Origin of the sequence: Frankia sp. AiPs1, from assembly GCF_023716945.1 — a bacterium.
In the GTDB taxonomy this organism is placed as follows: Bacteria; Actinomycetota; Actinomycetes; order Frankiales; family Frankiaceae; genus Frankia.
In genome coordinates this window covers 1-15,592 of the sequence record NZ_JAMQQF010000093.1, presented here as the reverse complement: position 1 = coordinate 15,592, position 15,592 = coordinate 1, and the positions used below count along the sequence as shown (strand labels likewise).

The 15,592-nt window shown below is 70.6% G+C and carries 18 protein-coding genes and 1 pseudogene; 7 read left to right on the top strand and 12 right to left on the bottom strand.

Annotation, left to right across the window (positions count from 1 at the left end):
- Positions 1–55: 55 nt before the first annotated feature.
- From ND748_RS11815 to ND748_RS11800, 4 genes are all read right to left on the bottom strand, one after another.
- On the bottom strand, positions 56–361 hold the full coding sequence (locus ND748_RS11815) for a hypothetical protein (protein WP_251745770.1): 306 nt from the start codon (positions 359–361) through the stop codon (positions 56–58).
- 769 nt (positions 362–1,130) lie between these two features.
- Complete coding sequence (locus tag ND748_RS11810) at positions 1,131–1,373, bottom strand: DUF397 domain-containing protein (RefSeq protein WP_251745768.1); 243 nt, start codon at positions 1,371–1,373, stop codon at positions 1,131–1,133.
- Positions 1,370–2,230: a helix-turn-helix transcriptional regulator gene (locus tag ND748_RS11805; RefSeq protein WP_251745767.1), complete on the bottom strand. Its 861-nt coding sequence runs from the start codon at positions 2,228–2,230 to the stop codon at positions 1,370–1,372. The genes ND748_RS11810 and ND748_RS11805 overlap by 4 nt, the downstream gene beginning before the upstream one ends.
- Before the next feature lie 201 nt (positions 2,231–2,431).
- A complete protein-coding gene (locus tag ND748_RS11800; RefSeq protein WP_251745765.1) occupies positions 2,432–2,665 on the bottom strand; it encodes a hypothetical protein in 234 nt (77 codons plus the stop codon).
- Between the two features lie 196 nt (positions 2,666–2,861).
- Between ND748_RS11800 and ND748_RS11795 the strand changes: the two genes are divergently transcribed.
- A complete protein-coding gene (locus tag ND748_RS11795) occupies positions 2,862–3,140 on the top strand; it encodes a hypothetical protein (RefSeq protein WP_251745764.1) in 279 nt (92 codons plus the stop codon).
- Here the strand turns inward: ND748_RS11795 and ND748_RS11790 are convergent.
- The 3 genes from ND748_RS11790 to ND748_RS11780 form a co-directional block, all read right to left on the bottom strand.
- Entirely contained in the window at positions 3,128–4,294 is a 1,167-nt protein-coding gene (locus ND748_RS11790; protein ID WP_251745763.1) for a flotillin family protein, read from the bottom strand. The genes ND748_RS11795 and ND748_RS11790 overlap by 13 nt on opposite strands.
- Before the next feature lie 15 nt (positions 4,295–4,309).
- Positions 4,310–4,549, bottom strand: a complete 240-nt coding sequence (locus ND748_RS11785; protein WP_251745761.1) for a hypothetical protein — start codon at positions 4,547–4,549, stop codon at positions 4,310–4,312.
- Between the two features lie 295 nt (positions 4,550–4,844).
- Positions 4,845–5,861, bottom strand: a complete 1,017-nt coding sequence (locus ND748_RS11780; RefSeq protein ID WP_285901971.1) for a helix-turn-helix domain-containing protein — start codon at positions 5,859–5,861, stop codon at positions 4,845–4,847.
- A gap of 219 nt (positions 5,862–6,080) precedes the next feature.
- Here ND748_RS11780 and ND748_RS11775 point away from each other — a divergent pair, with 219 nt between their 5' ends.
- On the top strand, positions 6,081–6,428 hold the full coding sequence (locus tag ND748_RS11775; protein ID WP_374215899.1) for a cupin domain-containing protein: 348 nt from the start codon (positions 6,081–6,083) through the stop codon (positions 6,426–6,428).
- A gap of 7 nt (positions 6,429–6,435) precedes the next feature.
- On the opposite strand, the gene ND748_RS11770 is transcribed toward ND748_RS11775, so the two are convergent.
- Positions 6,436–7,146, bottom strand: a complete 711-nt coding sequence (locus ND748_RS11770) for a response regulator transcription factor (RefSeq protein ID WP_285901970.1) — start codon at positions 7,144–7,146, stop codon at positions 6,436–6,438.
- Positions 7,147–7,232: 86 nt separating this feature from the next.
- Entirely contained in the window at positions 7,233–8,645 is a 1,413-nt protein-coding gene (locus tag ND748_RS11765) for a sensor histidine kinase (RefSeq protein ID WP_251745757.1), read from the bottom strand.
- A 501-nt stretch (positions 8,646–9,146) separates the two neighbouring features.
- On the opposite strand from ND748_RS11765, the gene ND748_RS11760 reads away from it, so the two are divergent.
- Together ND748_RS11760 and ND748_RS11755 are read left to right on the top strand one after the other, a co-directional pair.
- Positions 9,147–9,659: a hypothetical protein gene (locus tag ND748_RS11760; protein WP_251745756.1), complete on the top strand. Its 513-nt coding sequence runs from the start codon at positions 9,147–9,149 to the stop codon at positions 9,657–9,659.
- A gap of 175 nt (positions 9,660–9,834) precedes the next feature.
- On the top strand, positions 9,835–10,671 hold the full coding sequence (locus ND748_RS11755; RefSeq protein ID WP_251745755.1) for a putative protein N(5)-glutamine methyltransferase: 837 nt from the start codon (positions 9,835–9,837) through the stop codon (positions 10,669–10,671).
- Positions 10,672–10,691: 20 nt separating this feature from the next.
- On the opposite strand, the gene ND748_RS11750 is transcribed toward ND748_RS11755, so the two are convergent.
- Positions 10,692–11,912, bottom strand: a complete 1,221-nt coding sequence (locus ND748_RS11750; RefSeq protein ID WP_251745754.1) for an FAD-dependent monooxygenase — start codon at positions 11,910–11,912, stop codon at positions 10,692–10,694.
- Positions 11,913–12,043: 131 nt separating this feature from the next.
- Between ND748_RS11750 and ND748_RS11745 the strand changes: the two genes are divergently transcribed.
- Complete coding sequence (locus tag ND748_RS11745) at positions 12,044–12,832, top strand: TetR/AcrR family transcriptional regulator (RefSeq protein WP_251745753.1); 789 nt, start codon at positions 12,044–12,046, stop codon at positions 12,830–12,832.
- A gap of 79 nt (positions 12,833–12,911) precedes the next feature.
- Here the strand turns inward: ND748_RS11745 and ND748_RS11740 are convergent, their stop codons facing one another.
- Together ND748_RS11740 and ND748_RS11735 are read right to left on the bottom strand one after the other, a co-directional pair.
- Positions 12,912–13,922, bottom strand: coding sequence for a tyrosinase family protein (locus ND748_RS11740; RefSeq protein ID WP_251745752.1), 1,011 nt, complete (start codon positions 13,920–13,922; stop codon positions 12,912–12,914).
- A 1-nt stretch (position 13,923) separates the two neighbouring features.
- Positions 13,924–14,427, bottom strand: a complete 504-nt coding sequence (locus ND748_RS11735) for a hypothetical protein (protein WP_251745751.1) — start codon at positions 14,425–14,427, stop codon at positions 13,924–13,926.
- A 386-nt stretch (positions 14,428–14,813) separates the two neighbouring features.
- Here ND748_RS11735 and ND748_RS11730 point away from each other — a divergent pair, with 386 nt between their 5' ends.
- Both ND748_RS11730 and ND748_RS11725 read left to right on the top strand, forming a co-directional pair.
- Entirely contained in the window at positions 14,814–15,197 is a 384-nt protein-coding gene (locus tag ND748_RS11730; RefSeq protein ID WP_251745750.1) for a DUF427 domain-containing protein, read from the top strand.
- Positions 15,194–15,592: pseudogene (locus ND748_RS11725) on the top strand (hypothetical protein); the annotation flags it as partial. The gene ND748_RS11730 and the pseudogene ND748_RS11725, both read left to right, overlap by 4 nt.

Sequence of the window (15,592 nt, the reverse complement as noted above, 5' to 3'; positions counted from 1 at the left end):
GTCGCGGACGGGCCGGCCGGCGGCCGGCGCCGCCCACCGGGCCTGGGCCGGCCCATCACACCCCGAAGCGTTCGAGAGCCTTGCGTACCCGGAGGTTCGCCTGCGCAAAGGTGATCTTCCCGTCCACGTACGCCGACAGTGCCGCGCGCCGAACACGTTCGATGCGCTGGTCTTTCATCGGGGTGTTGAGCAGGTTGGTCGTGGCGGTGGCCACGGCAATCACCTCCCAGTGGCAGGGGAACAGGATGGCGCTACGCGGGTAGATCTCGACAAGCCGTGCCTGCAACCGTCGGGGGACGTCGATACCCGGCGGATCCAGATGCGGACCGACCGTGGTCAGATGTGCGGGAGTGCCCGGCATGCGGGCGGGTGCGTCGTCCTCAGCTAGGACGGCGACGGGATGACGGCTCCGCCGGCGACCGAGCCTGCCCGAGGCCCCTGCGCCGGCGGGCGACAACACGCGGGTACGAGGGCTGAGGCCGTACGCGCGGCTTGGTGGCCGCCGGGGTCGAGCGCCGCCGGCGACGCGGCCACCCGGACCGTGGCGTTGCGGCGCTGTGCGCGGGTAGCCGTACCGTCATCTGCGATCACAACGACTGCCCTCCTCCGCGTTGGGCGGGCATGTGCAGCCCGCGTGGCCCGTCCAGCGGGCGAAGGTGGCCGAGCGCCGCCCATGCTGCCACAGCGCCGGGAGCGTCCGGTCCGCCTGCCCACCCTGCGCGGTGGACGCTGCGGACGTCGTGTCCCGGAAATGCCACGACCACAACGGGACGAACACTTGAACAACGAGGACCGACTGAACATCTACAAGAGTGCGCGACCGGGGGGCGTTGCGCAAGAGCCAACCGGCATGTCGAGGAGCCGCCATCGCACCGTCAGAACAGGAACCTCGACCCGGTCAGGCCGGGAACGTCGATGTTGATCGGATCGTTCCGCCCCTCGATCGCGGCGGTTACCGGCCCGGCGGTCCCTGTCCGGCCCGGGCGCACCTGGTGGCGGCGTCCGGGCCGGACCGGGAGCTGCCGGGCGCGGGGCAGGCCAGGCCGGTCTTGCCGGCCGATTCGTCTGGCCGGTTCGTCCGACCAGCTTCTGGTCCTTCCGAGTCCGAGTCCGAGTTGGGCCGGGTCAGGTCAGGCCTGGCGGACCCGGAGCCGGTCGAACTCCCCGTCCCGCGCGCCGGCCAGGAAGGCGTCCCACTCGGCCGCGGAGAAGGAGAGTACGGGCCCGCGGGGGTTCTTCGAGTCACGCACCACGATGCCCTCGCCCAGGGGAGCGACCTCCACGCACATGCCGCCCGCTCCGTTGCTGTAGCTGCTCTTGCGCCAGGTCAGCTCGGCGGGACCGCCCGGATCGGGCTTCGCAAATCTGGTCATTTGAATTCCTTTGCGGCCGAAAGTATCATCTGTATGGATTCGTCTGGCCGCAGGGCGGCGGCCAGCAGGTGATTCATCTTCAACTTATAGCGCCGGACTTCGGCTGCACGCTCAATGTAAAGGCTGCCGGCCGCCTCTTCTATATAGACCACTTCGTGGTCTTCCGAATCGGGGAATCCGAGTATGGAGAATGCGCTGCCCAGGCCGGCGTGTGCGCCCACCGCGAACGGCAGGACCTGGATCGTCACATTCGGGAGTTCGGACCGTTTGGCGAGGAAATCGAGTTGATCGCGCATGACCGCCCGACCGCCGATCTCCCGGCGAAGTACCGCCTCGTCCAGAACTACCCAGAGCCGGGGATGGTCGGGGGCGGTGAGCCGGTGCTGTCGGTCCAGCCGCAGGGCGATCTTGCGCTCGACCTCCTCCTCGTCGGCTTCCGGGTCATCGGCCCGGATGACGTGTCGGGCATAGTCGCCGATCTGGAGCAGCCCGTGGACGAGCTGGGACTCGTACACCTGGATCGACGCGGCGTCACCCTCCAGGCCGATGTAGATCTCGAACCAGGCCGGGACGACGTCGTGATATGAGTGCCACCAGCCGTGCCGGCGGGACTCCCGGGCCAGCGCCATCAGCGCGTCGCGCTGCTCACCCTCCGTGACATTGTACAGGTTGAGCAGGTCCGACACGTCGCGGGTGCGTACCGGCACCCGCCCGTTCTCCATCCGGCTGACCTTCGAGACCGAGCAGCGCAGCAGCTGGCACACCTCGTCCACCGAGACGTCCGCCGCCTCTCTCAGCCGCCGTAACTCGGCACCCAGCCGCCGCCGCCGCACAGTCGGACCGCCACTCGTGGCCATCGCTAGTCCTTCGGTCTGCTCGGAGTGATGGGTGCATCCTGCCACTGGATCGCCACTCCTCATACACAGTGCACAGCTCTGGGTGACGAAACTCTTACAGAAGCTCTTGCAGATGGTCGAGGCAGGGGCCATGCTTCGAGTCTCGGTTTACTTTGAGTGGCGAACTCAACCCTCTGGGTGAGAACTTGGTACGGTGAGGAATCACGGGGAGTAGTCGATGGCGATCGCGCGGGGTCCGGGGCGTCGATCCGGCGCCCACGCCGGGACAACCGGCCGGGCGGCGTCGGTCCTGCTGCCCGCCCCCACCGCTCGGCCCACGCCTGGCACCCCGTTGGCCCCGTCCGTTCGGGACGTTCGGACCGCCACGACGATGGCGCGGCCCGCCATCGCGAGGGCTGCGGCGACCTGGTCGGCGATCAGGCGGTCCAGGACCACGTGGCACGTCGGCGCGCTCGCTGGAGGCGCGGCGGACGGCCGTCGACCGCCGGCTCCGGGCGGGTGGGCGTCGAGCCCCGCCCGGAGTCGGCCAACGCACCATCGCGGACTGGACCGATGCCCCGCCAGGCGTGACCGCGCGCCGTGGACAGCTCCGCGGTTCTCATTATTCGGTAATTGGCTGAAAGGCGTGACAATGGCGACTCGCCGATTCCAGGTCTACGACGGAGATGGCGAACTGGTGGCCACCTTCCCGGAGTGGGAGGCGGCACACTCCTGGGCGCACCGCCGCGCCTGCGAAGCAGGGACCCGAACCCCCGTTCAGGTCGAGGACCGGCTTGAGCGGCGGACCTGGACGATCGAGGCCGATAAATGCCGGCTCACGGTATGGCGGCGTCGCGTGGAGTACGGATACTGCGGCCGACCCGAGGCGCGTCCCGTCGCTGCCGGCCGTAAGCACGTCTACGTCTCCTGAACGGGCCGGGCGGTCGCGATGCCGGGGTGTCCGGCGCCGGCGCCGGTGCCGGCGCCCTGGCCGTCGGCGGCGTAGGCCGGCTGCCGGACGCCCGCGCGTAGGGCCTCGAAGATGGCCATGCCCTGTCCAACGAGTCCGCTGGCGATCTCCCCGATGCCCTCGGCGCCGTTGAGCACCGTGACGTTCGCGCCCGCCAGCCCAGAGGCCGCCTGCCGGACGATCTCCGGAAGCTGGTCGATGAGCATCCGGTCGAGTGCAACCCGGTTGTGCGACGCGGCGGCCTCCGCCTGGATCCTCATCTTCTCGGCCTCGGCGAGGGCGAGGACTCGGACCCGTTCGGCCTCGGCCTCCGCGGGCTTGACGACCTCGGTGACGAGCTGCTGTTGGCGCAGCTGAGCTTCGCGCTGGGCCAGCTCGGTCCGCGCCGCGGTCACCGCCACCTCTGCCCGGGCCTTGGCAAGCGGTCCGGCCTGTGCGGCCTCAGCCTGGGCTCGGTCGATCTCCGCCCGGTACTGGGCCTGGACGATGGAGGTCTGCCGGGCGTATTCCGCCTGCGCCCGCTGCGAGCGCTGCTCGGCCTCGGCGGCGGCCTGGTTGGCCTCGGCCTGGGCGATCTGCGCCTGGCGCTGGATGGCGGCGTTGTGCGGCGCCGCGATCGCCGCGATGTAGCCGAGTTTGCCGTCGTCGATGGACTGGATCTGCAACGCGTCGATGGTCAGCCCGATCCGGGCCATCTCCGCCTTGGACCCGTCGAGTACCTCGGTGGCGAGCTTCTGCCGATCACGGATGATCTCCTCGACCGTCAGCGAACCGATGATCGATCGCAGGTGGCCGGAGAATATCCGCCCGGTCAGCACGGCCATCTGACCCTGGTCGGACAGGAACCGCTGGCCGGCGTTGACGATGCTCTCGCTGTCGTTGCCCACCTTGAAGGCGATGACGGCGCGGACGTTCAGGGAGATTCCCTGGTAGGTGACGCACGTCTCCGCGACCTCGGCCTCGCACATCGCCAGGGTCAGGAAGCGCACCTTGCGGAAGAACGGCAGAATAAATCCGCCGTGACCGGTGACCACCTTGAAGGGCATCCCACCGCGGTTCTTCCCGCCCGAGACCAGCATCGCCTGGTCGGGTGCGGGGACTCGGTAACCAAACACGCCGCGAACCTTTCGTCAGAGATCGCCGCCGAAGACGGCGGCGGGATCCAGCCACGGCACCACCTCGACGGTCCGAGGTCCGCGCGTCCCGATCACCAGCACGGACGCGCCCTTGGGCAGCGGAGTGTCGGACAGCGCGAGGAAGGTTTCGATGCCGCCCCGGATCCGCACCACCACCTCGCCCGGCCCGGCGTCACCCCGGGTGCCCACGATGAGCGCGCCGATGCGGCCGATGACGGACGGATCGCCCACCATCCTCGGACCCCCTCCTCGCATGCGGTGGGCGCGGAAGGCCATGGCTGAACGGTCATTGCAGGCGAGAAGAGACTACAAGTCGCCATCCAGGGGGTCAGGGGTTCGCCGCTGTCGACTTCTGGATTGACCAGACGCTGTACGTCTGTAGCAGCCTGAACCGCGTTGGCTGCCCCTTCGGGCTCGCCCCGCGGACCGTTCCCCCGCGGACCGTTCCCCCGCGGACCGTTCCCCCGCGGACCGTTCCCCCGCGGGTCGTGCCGGCCCCGGCTTATCGATCTGCTCGGCCCCTCCAGCGTCAGTGGCTGTCGGCCGGACCGGTCAGTCCTGGCGCCGGCCGGCCCGGCCCGAACTGGCGCCGGTAGGCGGTCGGCGTGAGGCCCGTGTGCCGGCGCAGGGCGACCCGCAGACCCGCGGCGGTCCCGAGACCACTGGACCGGGCGACGAGATCGAGGCGACGTTCCCCGCGTTCGAGCAGCCGGCAGGCCAGCGCGACCCGTTCGGCGGTCAGCCAGCTCAGTGGGGTGGCACCGAGTTCGGCGCGGAACCTGCGGTGCAGCGTAGCCGGACTGACCGCAGCCTGGCTGGCCAGATCTGCGATCGCCATGGGTCGGTCGAGCCGCTGGCGGGCCCAGTCCAGCAGCGGCGCGAGGGAGGTGTCGGGCACGATCGGTACGGGCCGTTCGACGAACTGCCGCTGCCCGCCATCACGATGGGCAGCGAACACCAGCCGTCGGCTGACCACGTTCGCGATCTCGGCTCCATGATCACGGCGGATGAGGTGCAGCCCGAGGTCGAGGGCGGCGGCGCTGCCCGCGGCTGTGCACACGTCGCCGTCGTCGACGAACAGCACATCGGGTACGAGCTGCACGCGGCGGGTGAACAGCTCGGCCCACCGCCAGTGGGTCGTGGCCCGGCGACCGTCGAGCACCCCTGCGGCGGCGAGGGTGAACGCCCCCGTGCAGAAGCTGACCAGGCGGGCCCCGCGGTCGCCGGCCGCCCGGATCGCGGCCAGAACTGACGGTGGTGGTGGTGTGACGAGCGGATCCGGACGGTTCGGCACGATGACCGTGTCGGCAGCGGACACCGCGTCGAGCCCGGCGACGCCGGACAGGGTGAACAGCCCGCCGTGCATCCGGATCTGCGGGGTGGGTGCGCAGAGCGTGCAGTCGTACCAGGGCCGGTCGAGCTCGGGGCGGCGCAGCCCGAACAACTCGGTGGCGACACCCAGCTCGAAGGGATTCGACCCATCATCCACGATCACCGCGATTCGATGCGTTGGCGCGCGATCCGGTTGCGAGGATCCAGGCGACATGCGCGATTCCTAGCACTCGTCCATTCCTTCGTCGGGCGGCAGCATCGACGCATGACCGCCGACCCAGTCTCCGGGCCTTACCGCCGTCCCACGTCCGCCGCCGCCCTCGCGTCCGACCGCTCCGCGCGCGCTGTCCCTGAAGCAGCGGCGGCCGAGCCTCCGCGTGGTCCATGGGCGGCTACGGTCGACCTCAAGGCCGCTTTCGACAGTTTCGAGGAGCTGTGGAGTCCCCGCGTCGTCGCTCGGGTGAACGATTACGACATTCGCATCGCGAAGGTCGCCGGCGAGCATGTCTGGCACGCGCACTCCGATACTGACGAGTTTTTCCTCGTGCTCGCGGGCACTCTGCACATCACCATGCGCGACGCGCCTGGCGGAGGGGAGCGAGTCGTCATCCTGCACCGGGGGGAAATCCTCGTCGTCCCGCGCGGTGTGGAGCACCGTCCCGCATCTCCGGCCGGCGCGTCGATCCTCCTGGTTGAACCAACAGGCACCCTGTCCGTGGGAGACCGTCATGACCCTTTGCCCGACCACGTCGAGGCGACTACGGGGCACGCCCTCGCCTGAATCATGCTCACGAGCGGTCCGATCCCGGCACGAGCGGACCTGCGCCGGGGAGTACCACGCCGGACTCGTATGCGACGACGACGAGCTGCGCCCGATCGCGCGCGCCAAGCTTGGTCAGTAACCGGCTGACATGCGTCTTGACGGTTGTGACGCCGACGAACAGCCGCCGGGCAATCTCGGAGTTCGACAGTCCCGCGGCGACCTGGATGAGCACCTCGCGCTCTCGTTCCGTCAGTCGGGTCAGCTCCTCGCCTCGGGCTGCGGGCCGCTGCGGCCGCTGGGCGAACTCGGCGATGAGCCGTCGGGTGACGCTCGGGGTCAGCAGCGCGTCGCCGGCGGCCACGATCCTTATCGCGGCCAGGAGGTCCTCCGGGCGGGTGTCCTTGAGGACGAATCCGCTGGCGCCGCCGCGCAGGGCCGCGAAGACGTGTTCATCCTGATCGAAGGTCGTGACCACGAGGACGCGCGTGGCGACGGTGTCAGGGTCCGTAGCGATGATCCGCATCGCCTCCAAGCCATCCATGATCGGCATACGGATATCCATGAGAACGACGTCCGGGCGCAGATGCCTGGCCAACCGGACCGCCTGAGCGCCGGTCCCGGCCTCCGCGATCACCGTGAGATCGGGAGCGGACTCGACCAGCACCCGGAAACCGGCCCGCACCAGAGCCTCGTCGTCGGCGAGGAGGACCCGGACGGGATTATCGGCCGCAGGCAACGGGCGGGATCCACAGTCGGTCTCAGGTCGGTTGCCCGGCCCATCATGGCTCTCCGCAGGCGCGGTGCCATCGGCTGTCACCATCGTCAGCCTGTATCCGGCCCGACAGGGCGCTGCCGGACAGACGCTGGCGGACGTGCACAAGACTGATCCGCGATCACGGTGGCGAGTGAGACCGGGAATCGGGCCACGACCGCGTATCCCCCTCGTCCGCGGGGGGCCGCACTGAGGGTGCCCGCGAAGAGCTCCGCCCGCTCGCGCATCCCGACCAGGCCCAGCCCGGGTCCTGATGCTCTGTCCGACTCGGGTGGTCGCGAGTGTGGGGCACCCGGTTCACCGGCCGGGTCGTAGCGCGCGTGGCCGCTCCGGCAAACAGCCGGCGTCTCGTTGCTGTGGTGATGTTCTGGGCCGCCGGGTGGGGCATGGCCGTCGTCGACGATGCTCACGACCAGTTCCCGCGGCCCGTCGTGCACAGTGACCTGGGCCTCGGTGGCGTTGGCATGCCGGACCACGTTCGTCAGTGCCTCTTGAACGATGCGGTACACCGAGGTCTCCAGGACCGGTAGGTAGCAGCGCTCGGTACCTGTGCGCCGGTATGACGTGTGGAACCCACGTCGCTGCAGCCCGGCGACCAGATGATCGAGGTCTGCGAGCTTCGGTTCGGTAACTCTGGCACGATCGTCAGCACTGGCCTGTTCGCCAGCGCGCGCCGACTCGTCGCGCTTGGGCCGCCCGGCCGACGAGACCGCCCGATCCGCCCGGCCCAGGACTCCTGTCGTCCCCGTCTGCGGTCGCGTTGTCGGTGTTGCGTCCGATCGAACCGATGGCTCCCGGATCTCCTGGCGGGTGCTGCGTAGGACGCGGCGCACCTCATCGAGAGCCGAGCGGCTCGTTGTCTCGATCACGCTCAGTGCCTCGCGCGCCTCGCGTGGGTCCTCGAGCAGCCGGGCGACTCCGGAGCGGACCGCGATCAGGCTCAGCGTGTGCGATACGACGTCGTGGACGTCCCGAGCGACCCGAAGCCGTTCTTCAGCGCGGATTCGGCGCTCCCGCTCCGCGGCCTCTCGGCACGCCTCCAGCGCCAGCCGGGACCGGTAGCGACGGCGAGTGCGGAAGGCGTCGCCGACCAGCCAGGCCGTGGCGGCGATGAGCGCCTGGACCAGATCTTGTTTCTGATCGGGATACAGCCGCATGGCGACGGCGGCGGAGAGCGCAGTCGCGGCGACTGCCGCCGTGCTCGCGGCCAGTGACATCCGCCTGGGGTGGTGATCTGCGACGGTGAGGACGGCAACGCCGAGTGCCGGCCCGGCGTTGCTGACCAAGGGTGTAAAGCGGACCCCTGCGAACGCGGCCGCGCAAAGGACCGCGGTGACGCTGGCGAGTACCGGAAGCGGCCAACGCCGGGCCGCGATCAGCGGCGCTGCGGCGAGTGCGCCGAACAGGAGGATGTGCGCGGTTGAGCCGTAGGCGTCAGCTCCAGGCGCGACTGTCGGGGTCAACGCAGCCGGCAAACTGAACAGGGCGAAGGAGACAAGGGCGACCGCGGCATCGACGGCGCCGGGTGCAGCACTTCGGCCGGTCTTACCGGAGACGTCGGCTAGGACGGACCGGGCGCATTCCCGCATGCATGCGGGCCGGCGAGTCGGGCCGGACGGGGCCGGCGTGATGAGCGCCATGGGACATGACGGTAGACGCCGAGGTCGCCCCCCGGCGTCCGTCCACGGGATGACTCGGGCCATCCGTCCCAGGTCGGATCGAGCCGCTCCACGTCCACCCCTCGAAGGACTCGGAGAGGGTTCCGGCGATGGACGACAGGCAGGCCCGAGAAGGCGACGCTGATGGGCATGAAGTCGCATCCAGCCGCCCCCTCTCGACCAGTTGCCGCCTCTCCGGGCCGGGTCGCCGGCACCCGTCCACGGCTCCGGCATCGGCCGCATGCGTACCCCCAGACCGTTTGCCGGCGTCGGGCGGCGGCAGGTCTTTCGCCTGTTCTGACGGGATTGGCCGTAAGCGCATTCAGCGCGGGTGTCGTCTCGGGCAACGTCGTGTACCAGCACCGGTCCTCGGTGCGTGCGGAGCACAGCGCGGGCACTGCCGCCTGGGATCAACACCTTGCCGTACTGATCTTGGCCGGGGCGCTCGCCGTCGTTGCCTGGGTGCGCCGCAGACGGTGTCCGGCCAAGCGGCGTGTTCGAGGCGCGCTGCCCGTGCCGCTCGGCCGGCGCGCGGCGCGGCGGATCGGGTTGACGGCGCTCGCAGTCCGCCGCCACCCGACTGAGCTCTGGCGGCTTGCCGTTCTCGCGGCCTTAGCCGTCGTGCTGCTCTACCTGTGTTGGCGGGCCGGGATACAGGTGCTGGCCGGACTTGACCCGAACTTCACGGTGAATGCGTGGGGCGGCCCCAGCTATGCGGGGGCGATGGCCTGCCACTACCTCGATCTTGCCGTCATCGCTGCGGTCGTCGTAGGGCTGCTCGATCGGGCCCTGCTGCCGGTTCCAGTCGGCCGCGCGTAGCCCCTGGTAGGACGGACTGGTTCTGGTACTGTGGGCGCAGCTAAAGATGATCTTTTCGAGGAGGTGGGACCCATTTTCGCAGTATCAGGGTGGGTGTACTCCTCCCATGATCACATGTGGTTCAGCCGGGCCTGGTGATCGGGAGGGCGCCCTTCGGTGTCCCGAAAGGCTTCCCGTGTCATCACTTTCATCGCCCCTTCCGTCGTCTCCAACCTTTCCTCATGTCGTCCGTCGGCTGCGGGCTGCGGGCTGCGTCTTCGCCGAGGATGAAGCCCGACTGCTGGTGGGCGCCGCTCGGTCTGCTGCCGAGCTCGCCGCGATGGTCGACTGTCGCGTCGCCGGCAAGCCCTTGGAACACATCCTCGGCTGGACGGAGTTCTGCGGCCTGAAGATCGCGGTTGAAGCCGGCGTGTTCGTGCCCCGTCGCCGGACGGAATTCCTCGTCCGGCAGGCCCTCGACCAGGCCGGCGGCCGGCCCGGCGAGGTCGTAGTCGACCTGTGCTGCGGATCCGGTGCAGTGGCGGCCGCGTTGCTTGCAGCTCTGCCCGACGCTGAGGTACACGCCGCGGACCTCGAACCAGCCGCAGTGCGCTGTGCTCGGCGCAACGTCTCCGCCGGCGGCGGCTTCGTGCACGAGGGTGACCTTTTCGCCGCGCTCCCCGGCGCGCTGCGGGGACGGGTGGATCTCCTGGTGGTCAACGCGCCCTACGTCCCGACCGACGCGATCGGCCTGATGCCCCCCGAGGCGCGGGAGCACGAGCCCCGGCTGGCCCTCGACGGTGGAACGGACGGTCTCGACGTGCTACGCCGGGTCGTCGTCGGGGCGCCATCCTGGCTCGCCCCGGGCGGTCGGCTGTTGTTCGAGACCAGCGCCCAGCAGGCGCCATCGCTCGTCGACGCGGCCGCCCGCACCGGGCTGATCGCCCGGATCGCCGTGTCCGACGAGTTGGCAGCCACCGTGGTTGTCGCGGTCCCGCTGGCCGGAGACCCGCCAACGTCGGACCGACAGTGAGCAATCCTCCCGGCGGAGGGTCAGCCCGGCGAGGTGGCGCCGGCGGGGCGGGCGGGCGCGCGGTGGGGTCGGTTGGGGCCGCGCCCGGCGGCGGTCAGGCGGCTGCCGAGCCAGCCGGCAGCGGCGGCGGCCGGCCATAGCCGGGTGGCCGCATTGCGGGCGTGGATGCCGGTCCAGGTGGTGGGGATGAGCAGGTGGGCCGCCTGATCGACGCCCCGCTGGCGTGGTTCGACGAGACGGCGGTGGCGTGCCTCATAGCGACGGAGGGCCGAGCGATGATCGTCAGGGGTTGCGGCCAGCTCCTCGGCGAGTGCGAACGCCCCGGCCATCGCCAGGGAGGAGCCGTCGCCGAACAGGGACACGCAGGAGGCCGCGTCGCCGACCAGCGTGATCCGCCCCGTCGACCAGGCGGGTACGTCCACTCGGCTCACCGCGTCGAAGTAGAGGTCCTCACTGGCCTGCGCCCGCGCCAGCAACTCCGGCGTCCGCCATGATCCGGTTGCGTAGGCGCCGGCAAGCAGCGTGCGGTGCTGGTCGATATCCCGATGGTTGAAGTCCGCCCGGTCCGGGCGGCGGAAGGCGAAAAACGCGATCGGCCCCGAGGCCGAGGGGTGCAGGGCGACGGCCCGGCCCGGCGTGTTGTGCATGACCACCTCACGCCGGTGCTCGATCGGCCCGTTGAACGGCACCGTGGCGATGTAGAGGCCCAGGTGATGCACGAAGTTCGCGTCTGGCCCGAAGGCGAGCCGGCGCACTGCCGAATGGAGGCCGTCGGCACCGATGACCAGGTCGAATCGGCGGGAGCGACCGTGGTCGAAGGTCACGTCGACGCCGTGCTCGTCCTGCGCCAGGCCGGCGATGGAATCGCCGAACACGAACTCGGCGTGCTCCGCGCTCGCCGCTTGCAGGATCGTGGCGAGCGCGCCGCGAGGAAGTTCGACGTCGCCGCCGCCGGACGCACGCGCGAGTGCGCGCAGGTTGACCCGGCCGACGCTGCGGCCGGTCGCGTCCACGAACCGCATCCCCGTGACGTTGGTGGCGGCGGCCCGCAGCCGGGCGAGCACCCCCATCCGCTCTGCCACCCGGAGGGCCGGACCGCGCACATCCACCGGGCTGCCACTGGTCCGTTGCCACAGCCCGCGCTCGACCACCGTCGGCCGGAAACCGTGCCACGACAGCCAGTACGCGAGCGTCGTACCGGCGATACCGGCGCCGGAGACGAGCACCGTCCGGTTGCCCATGCATCCTCCGCGGGTGGGGTCGAGGCCGATCGGACCGTCAGCGTATGACCAGATTTCAAATCCGGTCAAAAGTTGAATGCGCGGTGTGATGAACGTTGACCAGCTCTCGAAAGCGGTCATACGGTCGTCGCGTGAACCCGACAGCCGGCCGGTCCCGCGACCCGTCGCGCGGGCGGGAGCGCGCCACGCGCATCCTCGATGCCGCCGAGGATCTGCTGCTGCGGCACGGCGCGCGGCGGGTGACCGTCGAGGACGTCGCGGTCGGCGCCAACATCGGCAAGGGCACCGTCTACCTGCACTGGGAGACGCGGGAGAAGCTGTTCGCCGCCGTCTTCGACCGGGCGGTGGCCCGGGCGATGTCAGAGCTGCTCGTCGCGATGCGCACCCGGCCGAGCACCTGCCTGCCGCACCAGTTCGCCCACGACTACTTCCTCGCCGTCATGCACCGTCCGCTGCTGCGTGGGCTGCTGCTGGCCGACCCGGAGCTGCTCGGCCGGCTGGCCCGCCAGCACGACCCGGCCTGGGACGAACGCCACCACCTGGTGTCCGAACGGTACTTTCGGCTGCTCGCCGAGTACGGCGTGCTCCGTGCCGAGCTCGGGGCCGACGAGGTCGCCTACGCGTTCCAGGCGACGTTCGAGGGTTTCGTGCGGGCCGAGGGCGAGCTGACCCGTAGCGAGAGCGCCGCGCCGCCGGCCGCCGCCCAGCCCGCGGCCACCACCCTGGAACGGCGGGCGGACCTGCTCGCCCGAACCGTCGAGCTCGCCTTCGAAGACAGCCGTCCGGTCACGACCGACGACCTGCGGTCGCTCGCCGCCGACGTCGTGGACCTGTTCACCGACCTCGTCGATCGCCGCGGGTTCGCCGACCTCGTCGACCTCGTCGATCGGGCCGAGCTCGGCGCCCCCGCCGCCTCCTGACCGGCCAGGCCGGGCGCGTCCCCGTCTCCGTCTCCGTCTCCGTCTCCGTCTCCGTCGAACGTCCGACGGAAAACGGGGATCAGGGCAGAACGTCGTAGCTGTACAAGGCCGAGACGTCGAGGACGCCGCCTGGGGTGTCCGGCTTGCTGGCCGGGGCGAACGGGGAGACAAGCGGATCGTCGATCCGGTGGCCGAGCAGGTTCGGTGGGGCCGTCATATCAGGCTGGTACTGGCGGCCGTTGCGGTGCATCCAGCGCTCCCAGAGCCGGTCGACGTTGCAGTGGTGGACGAAGAACACCGGGTCGTTCGGGGACGACGCCGGGGCCATGTCCCCGCCGACCCACAGGTGGACCTGGTTGTGCAGGCCGGGGCCGGTGAAGCCCTCCAGCCGGTTACGGAAGCCGCGGGATGAGACGTCGAACGGCGGCCGGTCGTAGTCGGCGAGGCTCGGGTCGGCACGCGTGTTGTAGGCCGTGCGGACATCGCCGGTGCGGGGCAGCCGCGGCGAGCCGAAGGGCGCGTTCTGACCGAACTTGCGGGCGAGGCCGCGCTCGGTGACCTGGCGCAACGCGCCGCTGGAGTCGGTCGCGATCCGGACCCGGAAACTCGTCGGGTCGGCGCGGTCGAAGGCGAACCCGCCGCCGCGCACGGGACTGCCCTGGCCGCCGAACCCGTCCGGGGTGTCCCGCCACAGCGCCGAGGCGGCCGGGTTCGCCACGCCGCCCAGCGCAGGCGGGGTGCCGTCGAGCGCCCAGTCCCAGTAAGGCAGGCCGAAGTCGGGGTCACCGAGAACCCGTTGCAGGTGTGCCTCCAGCCATCTGAGCATCACCCGGTGCCACGGCAGGAAAACCGGCCCGCGGTGCGCGGCGTTACGGGTTCCGGCGTCACCACCCGGTGGCACCGCGGTGTTCATCGCGAGGACGTGCCAGATGACGAACAGGTCGTAGGTGTACACGGGGCGGGCGCGCCCGGAGATGCCGAACCGGTCGGTGGTCAGCGTGGTGGGCTCGTGCTTGAGCAGTCTGACGCCGCGGATGTAGTCCGCTCGCGCCTGGTCGTCACGGAGGATGTCCGGGCGGATCGCCGCCACCTCACTGCCCTCCCGGACGATCGTCGCCGTGCATGTCGCCGTCGCCGTGGTCGCGGACGTGGGAGTGATCGCCGTGTTCAGGATGGTCGCCGTGCTCGGAATGGCCGCTGGATCCGGCGCCGCCGTGATCGTTGGTGTGCTGGCCGTCGTGGCCGTCGTGGCCGTCGTGGCCGTCGTGGCCGTCGCCGGGCGTCGGCTGTGGGGAGAACTCGTCGGGGAAGGTGCGGATGAGTACCCGCACCAGGTCCACGAGCGAGGGGAGCTGATAGGCGGGCAGGCCATGGCAGTGCGCCGAGCCGTCGTTCGACAGCCCGATGTGCACGTCCAGTGGTCTCCCGTCGACGGTGATCTCGTAGGTGGTCGTGATGACGACGTGATGGCCGTCGAAGTCGTCCTCGCGCACGCTGCGCGCCGGACCGGTGTGTTCATGCTCAGGCTGTGGGAGCCCGGCCAGGTAGGTGGCGAGGAAGGCCGGTTGGCTGGGGTCGGCGGTGTCCGGCTGCATGGATGTTCCCCCGAGGTCCGATGGTTGCCGCGATGCGACGATGTCCGCGCAGCATCTACCGTGCGTGAGGAATCCGCAGCGAACTGTCGCCTAGGCGTCGCCGCTCGGGTGGCAGGCGGGCCAGCTCCTCCGCTCGCCTATCGGCGCGGACGGGAGCGAGCGGCGCCGACTCCGGCCGGGTGACCGGGGCCGACGGTCGGCTGACGTGACCACCGCTGCGAGCGAGGTTGACGGTTTCGGTGATGTGACGGAGCCTTTGTCTGCGCCGAGTTTCGCCCTCGCCGGGCGGGTCGCCCTCGCCGGGCGGGTCGCCGTCGTCGGCTGCTCGCCACCGGGGCGCCGCATCCGTGGGTCCGCTTGGGGCCGGCCGGTCTGGAGGAACAGTGATGTCGCGAACGGTTCTGTTGCCGAACGCCGACCATCCGATCACCATCGAGCCGACCCACGGCCGGGTGGTCGTCCGAATCGGCGACCGCGTGGTGGCGGACTCGTACGACTCCCGCACCCTGCGCGAGGCCAGCTACCCGCCGGTGCAGTACCTACCCATCGCCGACGTCGACCAGAGCGTGCTGCGCCGCAGCGAGACGACCAGCTACTGTCCGTACAAGGGTGACGCGAGCTACCTCAGCGTCGAGACCGCGGACGGCACGACGCTCGGCGACGTCATCTGGACCTACGAGGAGCCCTACCCGGCCGTCGCCGACATCGCCGGCCGGGTCGCCTTCTACGCCGACCGGGTGGAGATCACCGTTCCCGACGCCGCTGCGTGAACCCGGCAGCTCAGCACCCCTTCCGGCTCCGTTTCGGCTGGGGTGGTGAGGACCTGGACGTCCTCGCCGCCCCCGGCGGCACCGTGGTGATCGTCGACGTGCTGCGGTTCTCGACCGCGGTCTCGGTCGCGGTGACTCGGGGCGCGCGGGTCTGGTCCTGCCGGCGGGATGACGAGGACGCGCCGCGTCGCGCCGCCGAACTGGGCGCGGTTCTCGCCGCACCGGGCCGCGGCCATCCCGCCGGCCGCTGGTCGCTGTCGCCGACGGACCTGGGGGCCATCCCCGCCGGGACCCGCCTGCTCCTGCCATCTCCGAACGGCTCGGCCCTGTCCGCGGCTGCCGCCCGGGGCCCCGCGACGCCCGTCGCCGGCTGTCCGCGCAACGCGACCGCGGTC